Raw genomic sequence first — 13,303 nt, 5'->3', positions numbered from 1 at the left:
ATCGTGTTCCTCGGCGGTGGTTCTCGATGGTGCATTCCGCAGATGCCGGCCCGTCGACGGGCGAGCCGGCGGCACGCGGCGCGGTGCATGCGCTGCGCCCGTCGCTGATCCGGGAAGTGGCGAACGCCGGCTTCGGCGTGCCCGACGTGCTGCCGTTCTGGTTCGGCGACTCGGACCGCGTGACACCGGCGTTCATTCGCGACGCGGCCGCGGCAGCGCTGCACGACGGCGCAACCTTCTATACGCACAACCGCGGCACGGTACCGCTGCGCGACGCGCTCGCGTCCTACGTGAGTGCACGTCACGGCGCGACGGTGGCCGAGACGATCTGATCGCCGCGTTGCGAACCTTGTCGGGTGCGGGCGACAGTCTCGCGTTCTGCAAGACGCTGGTGCGCGGGGCGGGGCTCGGACTGGCGCCGGGGCGCGCGTTCGGCCCGGAGGGGGAAGGGTTCGTGCGCTGGTGCTACGCATGCGATCCGGCGCGGCTTGATGCGGGTGTCGAGCGCTTGCCGGCGTTCCTTGCGCGCGGTGCGGCACGGGGCTGAAGCGGGGGCGGAACGGTCGCGGCGTGTGCGCGGCGGGCCGTTCGGCTCATCTTTACGCACCGGGCAATTTTGCGTAATATGGCGCTCAGTCACGCGGTTCCGTCGTTGAGCCGTGCTGTTCCGTCCGGTTTGGGCCTGGCTTGAAGTTGGTTCGCCGCCCCCGGTTCGTGCTCCCATCAATATGACCGATCAGAATCGGGCGAGCGCGTCTTCCGTTCCTTTCGTCTGTTTGTTGATCCGGTTCGTTTGACCACAGGGTCTGGCCTAGCTGCATGAATACCCAAGAGGCGAAGATCGTCCTCGAGACTGCTTTGATCTGCGCGCAGGAACCGCTGAAACTCGGCGATTTGCGCAAGCTCTTTGCCGACGGCGTGTCGGCTGACACGGTCCGCACGTTGCTCGAAGATCTGAAACAGGATTGGTCCGGCCGCGGCGTCGAACTGGTGGCGCTGGCAACCGGGTGGCGCTTTCAGAGCAAGCCGGCGATGCGCCATTTTCTGGATCGTCTGCATCCCGAGAAGCCGCCGAAGTATTCGCGCGCGGTGCTCGAAACGCTCGCGATCATTGCGTATCGGCAACCGGTCACGCGCGGCGACATCGAAGAGATTCGCGGCGTCACGGTCAATACGCAGGTGGTCAAGCAGCTCGAGGATCGCGGCTGGATCGAGGTGATCGGGCATCGCGACGTGCCGGGGCGTCCGGCGCTGTATGCGACGACCAAGCAGTTCCTCGACGATCTCGGTCTGAAGGCGCTCGACGACTTGCCCGCGCTCGAGGAGCCCGCCGCGAACATCGAGGCCGCGCTGCTCGCGCAGCAGGCGATGGATTTCGACGGCGATGCGCCGGCGGCGGAAGACGTGCTGGAAGCCGGCGAAGCAGCGGCCGACGAACCGCAGGCGCAGCCTGGCGGATTGTCGGGCGATGCCGCGACGGACGTCGCGGCGACGCAGGAAATGCCGAACCGCGATACGCTGGAAGCTGATCGCGTTCGAACCGAACAGGCTGACGCCGAAGCAGCGTCGGCCGGCGGGCAGCCCGAGCCGCTGCGCGCGGAGTGGAACGAGGAAGATCGCAAGCCGGCCGCCGACGCGGTTGCCGGAGACGGAGCGGAAGCGGCCGGCGACATGCCGGGCGAGGCCGATGCCACACGCTCCCGTCCCGCGGATGGCGAGATGCTGGACGATACGTCCGACAGCCTCGCCGATGCCGTACGCAGTGCCAGCGCGCCCATCGGCGCCGACGCGCTGCCGGACGACGAAGCAGAACCCGAACAGCGCCGCGCCTGATCGCGGCCGACTTCTTGCCGCGCCCGCGCCGGGCGCGAGACCTGACATTTTGAGGTTGTTTTGACAGATATCCACGATATTGAATCGTCCGCGCCTGCCGTGCAGGCCGCGCGTGCCGACGATGCGCCGGAGCAGGACGCTCCGGGTGGTGACGAGCGCCCCCGCCGCGGCTTGCGGCGCGGCCCGCGCAGCCTGATCGCGCGTCGCCGCGCGGCGGCCAAGTCGAAGGGCGCCGATGGCGAGTCGCAGGGCGGCGAAGGCGCGGATGCGCAGCCGGCCGAGGCCGCTGACGCGCAGCCCGCACGCGCGCCGCGCAAGGAAGGCGCGGCCAAGGGCGGCCGCAAGCCGGCCGGCAAGCGTGAAGGCGCGGCCAAGGGTGCCCAGGGTGGGCAAGGCGGCCAGGGGCGGCGCGGTGGTGCGGCGAAGGCCGAGGGCGATGCAGCGTCGCAGGACGATCTGTTCGCCTATGTGACGTCGCCGGCCTTCGACGCCGACAATTCGGCGGGCGGCAGCGGCGTGCGTGCGCCGATGCTGCGTCGCGGCCGCAGCCAGCCGGCGAACAAGCGCGTGCTGTCGCCGGACGACGACGCGCCGAAGCTCCACAAGGTGCTCGCGGAAGCCGGCATGGGTTCGCGTCGCGAAATGGAAGAGCTGATCGTCGCCGGTCGCGTGTCGGTGAACGGCGAGCCCGCGCATATCGGCCAGCGCATCATGCCGACCGACCAGGTCCGCATCAACGGCAAGCCGGTCAAGCGCAAGCTGCCGAACAAGCCGCCGCGCGTGCTGCTGTACCACAAGCCGACGGGCGAGATCGTCAGCCACGCTGACCCGGAGGGTCGTCCGTCGGTATTCGACCGCCTGCCGCCGATGAAAACGGCGAAATGGCTGGCGGTGGGTCGTCTCGACTTCAATACCGAAGGTCTGTTGATGTTGACGACGTCGGGCGATCTCGCAAACCGCTTCATGCATCCGCGCTACAGCGTCGAGCGTGAGTACGCGGTGCGCGTCGTCGGCGAGCTGTCCGAAGGGATGCGGCAGAAGTTGCTGCATGGCGTCGAGCTGGATGACGGCCCGGCGAACTTCCTGCGAATTCGCGACGGCGGCGGCGAAGGCACGAACCACTGGTATCACGTCGCGCTGGCTGAAGGCCGCAATCGTGAAGTGCGCCGCATGTTTGAGGCGGCCGGCCTGATGGTGAGCCGCCTGATCCGCACGCGTCACGGCCCGATCCCGCTGCCGCGCGGCCTGAAGCGCGGCCGCTGGGAAGAGCTCGACGAGGCGCAGGTGCGCAAGCTGATGGCGACCGTCGGCCTGAAGGCGCCGTCCGAGGAGAAGGGCAAGCGCGGTGGCAGCGGGCAGGCCGAGCGTCGCCAGCCGGATCCGATGCAGACGTCGATGGGCTTCATCGGCCGCGAACCGGTGCTGACGGCGCATGGTCAACTCGACCAGCCGCGTCGTGGTGGCGGCCGGCGCGGCGGCCCGGGCCTGCCGGGCCTGAGCGGCTACGGCAGTCTGCCGGTTTCGCCGTCGGGCCATGGCAACCGCTCGGGCGGTGGCCGCGATGTCGACGGCAATCGCGCGTCGTATGGCGCTGGCCCCAAGCGTGAAGGCGCGGGCGGCAAGCGAGGCGGCCCGAAGGGCGGCAACCGCAACCCGAACGGCAATCGTGCCGAAGGCGCCGGCAACGGCGGCGGCGGTGCGCGCGGCGGCCAGCGTCCGCAGCGCAATCGCTCGCGCGGTCGCTGAGCGTTTCGGGCGTCCGGCGGCGTGTAGCCGTCGGGATGCCGGCGAAATCGGCATCGGTCTGGTTGAGTCGGCGCCTTGACTGTATATATCGCGCTGCCGGATTGTGTCGCCTGGTCGGACAGTCCGGTTTCGCATTTTTGAGCCGGTAAAGGCGGGCAGGACGCTGCTTTTGCCGGCTGGCTTGGCGTTTGCGCCAAAAATCGCTATAATCGCGGAGTCGCTGGGCGTACGGATTCAATGTGCGGCTCAGGTGCGACCACCAGTAAGAAGATGGGCGTTCCGCCCATTTTTTTTTGCTGAAACGGTTAGGCATCTCGGGTAGCGCTTCCTGCGCCGGCTAAGGCGCGCGCCCGCGGGTGAATCGCGAGCGGCGGGCGCGAACACCTGAGAGGACACTGTGCAACTGACGGAACTGATAGAAACCACGGTCACCGGGCTCGGCTACGAGCTGGTGGAACTCGAGCGCACCGGGCGCGGCATGCTTTGCATCTACATCGATCAGCCTGCCGGCATCTCGCTCGAAGATTGCGAAAAGGTTACGCGTCAGCTCCAGCACGTCTTGACGGTCGAAAATATCGATTACGAACGGCTCGAAGTCTCGTCCCCGGGGCTCGACCGCCCGTTGAAGAAGCTGGCCGACTTCGAGCGCTTCGCCGGCAGCGAAGTTTCCGTGACCTTGAAAAAGCCGCTGGACGGGCGCAAGACGTACCGGGGCATTCTGCACGCGCCGAATGGCGAAACGATCGGTTTGGAATTTGAGGGGAAGAAGGGCGAGGCAGCCATGCTGGATTTCACGCTGGCCGATATCGACAAAGCCCGCCTGATTCCGCAAGTTGACTTTAGGAGCCGCAAATAATGAGTCGCGAAGTGTTGATGCTGGTGGATGCGCTGGCGCGCGAGAAAAACGTCGACAAGGATGTGGTGCTGGGCGCCCTCGAGGCTGCGCTCGCGTCCGCTTCCAAGAAGCTGTTCGACGAAGGCGCCGAAATCCGCGTCCATATCGATCGCGAAAGCGGCGAGCACGAAACCTTCCGTCGCTGGCTCGTCGTACCCGACGAGGCAGGCTTGCAGGAGCCGGATCGCGAGATCCTGCTGTTCGAAGCACGTGAGCAGAACCCCGACGTCGAAGTCGGCGAATTCGTCGAGGAGCCGGTGCCGTCGATCGAGTTCGGCCGTATCGGCGCGCAGGCGGCCAAGCAGGTGATCCTGCAGAAGGTCCGCGATGCCGAGCGCGAGCAGATCCTGAACGACTACCTCGAGCGCGGCGAAAAGATCATGACCGGCACGGTGAAGCGCCTCGACAAGGGCAACTTCATCGTCGAATCGGGCCGTGTCGAAGCGCTGCTGCGCCGCGATCAGCTGATCCCGAAGGAAAACCTGCGCGTGGGCGACCGCGTGCGTGCGTACATCGCGAAGGTCGACCGCACGGCGCGCGGCCCGCAGATCGAACTCTCGCGCACGGCGCCCGAGTTCCTGATGAAGCTGTTCGAGATGGAAGTGCCGGAAATCGAGCAGGGTCTGCTCGAGATCAAGGCAGCGGCTCGCGATCCGGGCGTGCGCGCGAAGATCGGCGTGATCGCCTACGACAAGCGGATCGATCCGATCGGCACCTGCGTCGGCATCCGCGGTTCCCGCGTGCAGGCCGTGCGCAACGAGCTCGGTGGCGAAAACATCGACATCGTGCTATGGTCCGAGGATCCCGCCCAGTTCGTGATCGGCGCGCTCGCGCCGGCAGCCGTCCAGTCGATCGTCGTCGATGAAGAAAAACACTCGATGGACGTCGTCGTCGACGAGAACGAACTGGCTGTCGCGATCGGCCGCAGCGGTCAGAACGTTCGCCTTGCCGGCGAACTGACCGGCTGGCAGATCAACATCATGACGCCGGACGAATCCGCCCTGAAGCAGGGTGAAGAGCGCGATCGACTGCGCGCGCTGTTCATGGCGCGTCTCGACGTCGACGAAGAAGTCGCCGACATCCTGATCGACGAAGGCTTCACGAGCCTCGAAGAGATCGCTTACGTGCCGCTCAACGAAATGCTCGAAATCGAGGCGTTCGACGAGGACACGGTGCACGAGCTGCGCAACCGCGCACGCGACGCCCTGTTGACGATGGCGATCGCGAATGAAGAAAAGGTCGAGAACGCAGCGCTGGATTTGAAGGGCCTCGACGGCGTCACGCCGGAGTTGCTCGCGAAGCTGGCCGAACACGGCATGCAGACGCGCGACGATCTCGCCGAGCTGGCTGTGGATGAACTGGTCGACATGACCGGGATGGAAGAGGATGCCGCTAAGGCGTTGATCATGAAAGCACGTGAACATTGGTTCCAGTGAGAAATGACCATGGCGCACTGATTTGATGGCGGCCGTATGGCCTGACCCGATGCTAACCGCAAGGAATCGGTCCTTGCACTAAGAGGAATGAATGGCGAGTAACAACGTAGCCCAATTTGCCGCGGAACTGAAAATGCCTGCTGGGGTGCTGCTCGAACAGCTGCAGGCAGCGGGCGTCCAGAAAGCGAGTGAAGACGATGCGCTGTCCGAGGCGGACAAGGCGCGTCTGCTCGATCATTTGCGCAAGTCGCACGGCGCAACCGACGGCGACAAGCGCAAGATCACGCTGACCCGCAAGCACACGTCGGAGATCAAGCAATCTGACGCGACGGGCAAGGCTCGCACCATTCAGGTCGAGGTCCGCAAGAAGCGTACGTTCGTCAAGCGCGACGAAGTAGGCGAGGGTGCGGAACAGGGTCAGGCGCAGGTCGCCGAAGCGGACGACGATGCCGAACTGAAGCGTCGCGAGGAAGAGGCGCGCCGCGAGGCCGAGCTGCTCGAGAAGCAGGCGCAGGAACTGCGCGAGCGCCAGGAGCGCCTCGAGCGCGAAGAGGCCGAGCGCCGCGCCCGCGAGGAAGCGGCTGAAGCCGAGCGTCGTCGCGCCGAGGAAGAGGCGGCGGCGAAGCGTGCCGCGGCCGAAGCCGCCGCAGCGCAGCAGGCTGCGGCCCAGCAGCAGGCCGTCGAGGCCAAGCAGGAAGCAGCCGCTGCGCCGGCCGCGCCGGCGCCGGCCGCACAGGACGAAGCACGCGCGGCCGCCGAACGTGCGGCCCAGCGCGAAGCGGCGAAGAAGGCCGAGGATGCTGCTCGCGAGGCGGCGGACAAGGCGCGCGCCGAGCAGGAAGAGATCAGCAAGCGCCGTGCGGCGGCAGAAGCCGAAGCGCGTGCGATCCGCGAAATGATGAACACGCCGCGCAAGGCCGTGGTCAAGGCAGTCGAGCCGCCGAAGCCGGTGGAACCGCCGAAGCCGGCCGAAGCGAAGGGCACGCTGCACAAGCCGGCAAAGCCGGCGGGCGCAGGCGCGCAGGCACGTCCGGCCGTGAAGAAGCCGGCTGGCGCCGCACCGACGACGACGCAGGCCCCGGCAGGCGCGGGCGACCGCAACAAGAAGCCGGGCGGCGGCAAGGGCGGCTGGCAGGACGACGCAGCCAAGCGCCGCGGCATCAAGACGCGCGGCGATTCGAGCGGCGGCGTCGACCGCGGCTGGCGCGGCGGCCCGAAGGGTCGCGGCCGTCACCAGGATAGCGCATCGTCGTTCCAGGCGCCGACCGAACCGATCGTGCGGGAAGTGCACGTGCCGGAAACCGTTTCGGTTGCCGATCTTGCCCACAAGATGTCGATCAAGGCCTCGGAAGTCATCAAGGTGATGATGAAGATGGGCCAGATGGTCACGATCAACCAGGTGCTGGACCAGGAAACGGCGATGATCGTCGTCGAGGAACTGGGCCACCGCGCGGTTGCCGCGAAGCTGGACGATCCGGAAGCACTGCTGGTCGAAGGCGAGACGAGTACCGATGCGGAGCAACTGCCGCGTCCGCCGGTTGTCACGGTGATGGGTCACGTCGACCACGGCAAGACCTCGCTGCTCGACCACATCCGCCGCGCGAAGGTTGCAGCGGGCGAAGCGGGCGGCATTACGCAGCACATCGGCGCTTACCACGTCGACACGCCGCGCGGCGTCATCACGTTCCTCGATACGCCGGGTCACGAAGCGTTCACGGCAATGCGCGCACGCGGCGCGAAGGCGACCGACATCGTGGTGCTGGTGGTGGCGGCGGACGACGGCGTGATGCCGCAGACGAAGGAAGCCATTGCCCACGCGAAGGCGGGTGGCGTGCCGATCGTCGTGGCGATCAACAAGATCGACAAGCCGGAAGCGAACCCGGACCGCGTCAAGCAGGAACTGGTTGCCGAAGGCGTCGTGCCGGAAGAGTACGGTGGCGATTCGCCGTTCGTGCCGGTGTCGGCGAAGACGGGCGTCGGTATCGACGATCTGCTCGAGAACGTGCTGCTGCAGGCCGAAGTGCTGGAACTGAAGGCACCGGTCGAAGCGCCGGCCAAGGGTATCGTGATCGAAGCGAAGCTGGACAAGGGCAAGGGTCCGGTCGCGACGATCCTGGTCCAGTCCGGTACGCTGAACCGCGGCGACATCGTGCTGGCAGGCACGGCTTATGGCCGCGTGCGTGCGATGCTCGACGAGAACGGCAAGCCGACGAAGGAAGCCGGCCCGTCGATCCCGGTCGAAATCCAGGGTCTGTCGGAAGTGCCGGGTGCAGGCGAGGAAGTGATCGTGCTGCCGGACGAGCGCAAGGCGCGCGAAATCGCGTTGTTCCGTCAGGGCAAGTTCCGCGACGTCAAGCTGGCGAAGCAGCAGGCCGCGAAGCTGGAAAGCATGCTCGAGCAGATGGGCGAGGGCGAAGTGCAGAACCTGCCGCTCATCATCAAGGCGGACGTGCAGGGCTCGCAGGAAGCGCTCGTGCAGTCGCTGCTCAAGCTGTCGACCGACGAAGTGCGCGTGCAGATCGTGCACAGCGCGGTGGGCGGCATCAGCGAAAACGACGTCAACCTGGCAACGGCATCGAAGGCGGTCATCATCGGCTTCAACACGCGCGCGGATGCACAGGCGCGCAAGCTGGCCGAGTCGAACGGTATCGACATCCGCTACTACAACATCATCTATGACGCAGTGGATGAGGTGAAGGCGGCAATGTCGGGCATGCTCGCGCCGGAGAAGCGCGAAGTCATCACCGGCATGGTCGAGGTGCGCCAGGTGTTCAAGGTGCCGAAGATCGGTACGGTTGCCGGCTGTATGGTCACCGACGGTATCGTCAAGCGCTCGTCGTCGGTTCGCGTGCTGCGCAACAACGTCGTGATCTTCACGGGCGAGCTCGAGTCGCTGAAGCGTTTCAAGGACGACGTGAAGGAAGTCAAGCAAGGCTTCGAGTGCGGTATGTCGGTGAAGAACTTCAACGACGTCACCGAAGGCGACCAGTTCGAAGTCTTCGAAGTGACCGAAGTCGCACGTACGCTGTAATCGTCGCGTATCGACTCATGGGGCGGGGCAGGCTTGGGCCTGTCCCGCCCATTTTCATGGTGGCGTGCCAACGGCGCGCCGCTTTATCCTGATAAACGGATCACGGATCGATCATGTCCAGGAAACGTACTTCCCCCAATCGCAACGTTCAGATTGCCGACCAGATTCAGCGCGATCTGTCCGAACTCATCATGCGCGAGGTCAAGGATCCGCGCATCGGCATCGTGACCATCCAGAGCGTGGAGCTCACGCCGGACTACGCGCATGCGAAGGTTTATTTCACGGCGCTCACCGGCGATCCGGACAAGACGCAGGAAGCGCTGAACCACGCGTCGGGGCACCTGCACAACCTGTTGTTCAAGCGCCTGCACATTCATACGGTGCCGACGCTGCATTTCCATTACGACCAGACGATCGAAAAGGCCGTGGAGATGTCGCGCCTGATCAAGGAAGCCAACTCGACGCGCGCGAAGGACGACGACGAAGCCGACGCGCCCGCGAAGGACGATTGAGCGCGCGCGCCCTATGACGACTGCAGCTCCTCAGCGTCCACGCGTGCCGCGACGCGCGCTGGACGGCGTCCTCCTGCTCGACAAGCCGGTCGGCCTGTCGAGCAACGACGCCCTGATTCGCGCGAAGCGCCTGCTGCTCGCGAAGAAAGCCGGCCATACCGGCACGCTCGACCCGCTCGCCTCGGGCCTGTTGCCGCTGTGTTTCGGCGAGGCGACGAAGTTCTCGCAGGACTTGCTGGAAGCGGACAAGACCTACGAAGCGACGATGCGTCTCGGCGTGCGCACGACCACCGGCGACGCGGAAGGCGACGTGCTCGACACGCGCGCCGTCGAATGCGATCGCGCGGCGGTGGAAGCGGCGCTCGTGCGCTTCACGGGCGAGATCGTGCAGGTGCCGCCGATGTATTCGGCGCTCAAGCGCGACGGCAAGCCGCTGTACGAATATGCGCGCGCGGGCCAGACCGTCGAACGGGAAGGTCGCAACGTGACGATCCATGCGCTCGGGCTGCTCGCCTGCGAGCTGCCGGACGTGACGTTTCGCGTGACCTGCAGCAAGGGCACGTATGTGCGCACGCTGGCCGAAGATATCGGCGAAACGCTCGGTTGCGGCGCGCATCTGACGATGCTGCGTCGCACGGGCGTCGGCGCGCTGACGCTCGAGCATGCAGTGACGCTCGACGCGCTGTCCGACGCTGCCGAAGCGGCGCGCGACGCGTGGCTTCAGCCGGTCGATGCGCTGCTGTCGACATTTCCGCTGGTGCGTCTCGACGAAACCAGCGCGAAACGATTCCTGCACGGCCAGCGCCTGCCGCTGTCTGCGCTTGATTCGATCGACGCGGCAGAGGGTGAGCGCGTGCGGGTGTACGACGCGCAGCGACTGCTCGGCGTGGCGCGCAAGGCCAACGGCGTGCTCGCGCCCGAACGCCTCGTCGTGACGGCTGCATGATGCGCGGCGCGCAAGCGCCGTCGTCGGAACGAAAAAGCCCGGTCGAAATCGACCGGGCTTTTTGTTTGGCGCGCTCGTTCGAGCGTGGTGCTCAGTGTGCAGCCGACGCCGCCGCACCCGCATCGCCGCCGCCCGCGCGTTCGGGCTTCGTGATCCAGATCAGTCCGATCAGCAGCACGAAGATTGCCGCCGAGATGTAGAACAGATCGTTCACGCCGAGCTGCGCGGCCTGCTGCGTGGCCAGGTTGTTGATGAGGCCGTGCGCCTGCTCCTGCGTCAGCCCGAGGTTGCCCATCTGCGTGACGGCCTGGTTGAACGTCGGGTTGTACGGGTTGGTCTGCTCGACCAGCTGCGCGTGGTGAAAGTTGTTCCGGTGATCCCATGCGGTCTGGAAGATCGACGTGCCGATGCCGCCGCACATGATCCGCACGAAGTTCGACAGGCCCGATGCCGCCGGAATGCGGTGGCCTGGCAGGCCGGACAGCGTGATCGACACGAGCGGGATGAAGAAGCCGGCCATTGCGATGCCTTGCACGAGCGTCGGCAGCGTCAGCGACCACTCGTCGACGCCGGTCGTGTAGCGCGAGCGCATCCAGAAACACAGTGCGAACGTCAGGAACGCGGCGGTCGCGATGTAGCGCGGGTCCGTGCGCGGCAGGAACTTGCCGGTCAGCGGCGACAGCAGGATCGCGAACAGCCCGACCGGCGCCATCACGAGGCCGGCGTCGGTCGCCGTATAACCGATCTGGGTTTGCAGCCACAGCGGCAGCAGCACGAGATTGCCGAAGTAGAGCCCGTAGCCGACCGCGAGCGCGATCGTGCCGCCCGTGAAGTTGCGCATGCGGAACAGCGACAGGTCGACGACCGGGTGCTCCGCGGTCAGCTCCCAGATCACGAAGAACGCAAACGAGATGACCGCGATCAGCGCGAGCGCGATGATCGTGGTCGATGCGAACCAGTCGAGATCCTTGCCCTTGTCGAGCATGATCTGCAGCGAGCCGACCCACAGCACCAGCAGCGCGAGGCCAACGCCGTCGATTGGCGCGCGGCGTATCGTCGATTCGCGGGTGCGATAGATCGACCACGTGGCCAGTGCGGCGGCGATGCCGACCGGGATGTTCACGTAGAAGATCCAGGGCCACGAGTAGTTGTCCGAGATCCAGCCGCCGAGGATCGGGCCTGCGACCGGTGCGATCAGTGTCGTCATCGACCACAGCGCGAGCGCCATTGGCGCCTTCGCGCGCGGGTAGCTCGACAGCAGCAGCGATTGCGACAGCGGAATCATCGGCCCGGCGACCGCACCCTGGAGCACGCGCGACGCGAGCAGGAACGGCAGGCTCGGCGCCAGCCCGCACATCCACGACGAGATGACGAACAGGATGATCGACGCGAGGAACAGGCGAACCTGTCCGAAGCGGTCGGTGAGCCAGCCCGTCAGCGGCACGGAGATCGCATTCGCGACCGCGAACGACGTGATGACCCACGTACCCTGGTCGGACGACACGCCGAGGTCGCCCGAGATGGTCGGAATCGCGACGTTCGCGATGGACGTGTCGAGCACGTTCATGAACACCGCGAGCGATACCGCGATCGTCCCGAGCACGAGTTGCCCGCCCTGCAGGGGCGGGTGGGAGACAGGAGCCTGTGCCATGTCGGTAGTTTTCCGGGACCGGAGTCCTTACATCATCTTGGCGACGCCGTTCGACTTCGTCGCGGCGGGGGCCGGCGCATTGCTGCCCGCGTTCTCGGCGATGATGCGCGCGATCTCGGCGTCGGCTTCGTCGCCGTACTTCGCGAACACGTTGGTCTCGTAGACCGTGTTCTGGGCGTTGGCGAGCTGGTCGCCGCGCTCGTCCTTGATGTCGACGTCGACCTGCATCGACAGGCCGATGCGCAGCGGATGCTTCTCGAGGTCCTTCGGATCGATCTCGATACGCACCGGCAGGCGCTGAACGACCTTGATCCAGTTGCCCGTTGCGTTCTGCGCCGGCAGCAGTGAGAACGCCGAGCCCGTACCGGCCGAGAAACCGACGACCTTGCCGTGGTAGACGGCCGACGAGCCGTAGATGTCGGCCGACAGCTCGACCGGCTGGCCGATGCGCATATGCTTGAGCTGGACTTCCTTGAAGTTCGCATCGACCCACACCGCGTTCAGCGGCACGACCGACATCAGCGGGTTGCCCGGCGACACGCGCTGGCCGACCTGCACCGAGCGCTTCGCGACATAGCCGGTGACCGGCGCGGGCAGCACGTTACGCGCGTTCGCGAGGTACGCGTCGCGAACCTTCGCTGCCGCGGCCATGACGTTCGGGTGCGACGCGATCGTCGTGTTCGCGGTCAGTGCGCGGTTCGACGCGAGCTGCTGCTGTGCGGCGTCGACCGACGCCTGCGCGGCGCGCACGGCGTCGCGTGCATGAGAGATTTCTTCCTGCGACACGGCGCCCGTCTGCGCGACGGCCATCCGGCGGCGCAGGTCGTCCTGGGCCTTCGACAGGTCGGACTGGCGCAGCGCGACCTGCGCGCGGTACTGGTCGTCGTTGACGAACAGGCCGCGCACCTGGCGCACCGTCTGCGCGAGATTGGCCTCGGCCTGCTGCAGCGCGACCTGCGAATCGGCCGGATCGAGCACGACCAGCGGATCGCCAGCCTTGACCGTCTGCGTGTCGTCGGCCTTCACGGCGATCACGGTGCCCGTGACCTGCGGCGTGATCTGCACGACGTTGCCGTTCACGTACGCGTCGTCGGTCTCTTCATGGAAGCGCGCGACGAGGAAGTAGTACAGACCGTACGCGATGGCCGCGATCACGATGACCGCGATCAGCAGCGTCATCATCCGTTTGCGCTTCCCGTTGTTCTGCGGCTGTGCGCTGGCGGCGTTTTGTTGAGGGTCGCTCATGGCGATTT

9 protein-coding genes and 1 pseudogene are annotated in these 13,303 nt (G+C 66.3%); 8 read left to right on the top strand and 2 right to left on the bottom strand.

Going from position 1 to position 13,303, the window contains the following annotated elements; all coding sequences use genetic code 11:
- The first annotated feature begins 26 nt into the window (after nt 1-26).
- From ACTJKF_RS16595 to truB, 8 genes and pseudogenes are all read left to right on the top strand, one after another.
- Nucleotides 27-547, top strand: a pseudogene (locus ACTJKF_RS16595) (hypothetical protein).
- 272 nt (nt 548-819) lie between these two features.
- The gene (gene scpB / locus ACTJKF_RS16590; RefSeq protein WP_440624593.1) at nt 820-1,833 is read left to right on the top strand and encodes an SMC-Scp complex subunit ScpB; all 1,014 of its coding nucleotides are present in this window, start codon (nt 820-822) and stop codon (nt 1,831-1,833) included.
- A 60-nt stretch (nt 1,834-1,893) separates the two neighbouring features.
- Nucleotides 1,894-3,579: a 23S rRNA pseudouridine(2605) synthase RluB gene (gene rluB / locus ACTJKF_RS16585; RefSeq protein ID WP_440624592.1), complete on the top strand. Its 1,686-nt coding sequence runs from the start codon at nt 1,894-1,896 to the stop codon at nt 3,577-3,579.
- A 397-nt stretch (nt 3,580-3,976) separates the two neighbouring features.
- Complete coding sequence (rimP, locus tag ACTJKF_RS16580; protein ID WP_006476167.1) at nt 3,977-4,435, top strand: ribosome maturation factor RimP; 459 nt, start codon at nt 3,977-3,979, stop codon at nt 4,433-4,435.
- Nucleotides 4,435-5,910, top strand: a complete 1,476-nt coding sequence (gene nusA / locus ACTJKF_RS16575) for a transcription termination factor NusA (protein WP_006752290.1) — start codon at nt 4,435-4,437, stop codon at nt 5,908-5,910. The genes rimP and nusA overlap by 1 nt, the downstream gene beginning before the upstream one ends.
- A gap of 91 nt (nt 5,911-6,001) precedes the next feature.
- A complete protein-coding gene (infB, locus tag ACTJKF_RS16570) occupies nt 6,002-8,941 on the top strand; it encodes a translation initiation factor IF-2 (protein ID WP_440624591.1) in 2,940 nt (979 codons plus the stop codon).
- A 113-nt stretch (nt 8,942-9,054) separates the two neighbouring features.
- Entirely contained in the window at nt 9,055-9,453 is a 399-nt protein-coding gene (gene rbfA / locus ACTJKF_RS16565; RefSeq protein WP_006495346.1) for a 30S ribosome-binding factor RbfA, read from the top strand.
- 13 nt (nt 9,454-9,466) lie between these two features.
- Nucleotides 9,467-10,399, top strand: a complete 933-nt coding sequence (gene truB / locus ACTJKF_RS16560; protein ID WP_440624590.1) for a tRNA pseudouridine(55) synthase TruB — start codon at nt 9,467-9,469, stop codon at nt 10,397-10,399.
- Nucleotides 10,400-10,490: 91 nt separating this feature from the next.
- Here the strand turns inward: truB and ACTJKF_RS16555 are convergent, their stop codons facing one another.
- Nucleotides 10,491-12,050 carry a DHA2 family efflux MFS transporter permease subunit gene (locus ACTJKF_RS16555; protein ID WP_440624589.1) on the bottom strand — a complete coding sequence of 520 codons (1,560 nt, stop codon included), beginning with the start codon at nt 12,048-12,050 and terminating at the stop codon, nt 10,491-10,493.
- 27 nt (nt 12,051-12,077) lie between these two features.
- Complete coding sequence (locus ACTJKF_RS16550) at nt 12,078-13,295, bottom strand: HlyD family secretion protein (protein WP_440624588.1); 1,218 nt, start codon at nt 13,293-13,295, stop codon at nt 12,078-12,080.
- Between the last annotated feature and the right edge of the window lie 8 nt (nt 13,296-13,303).

This window comes from Burkholderia sp. 22313 (assembly GCF_052045245.1).
Classification (GTDB): Bacteria; Pseudomonadota; Gammaproteobacteria; order Burkholderiales; family Burkholderiaceae; genus Burkholderia.
Note: the sequence above shows the minus strand (reverse complement) of the source record. Positions and strands in the feature narration are given on the sequence as shown.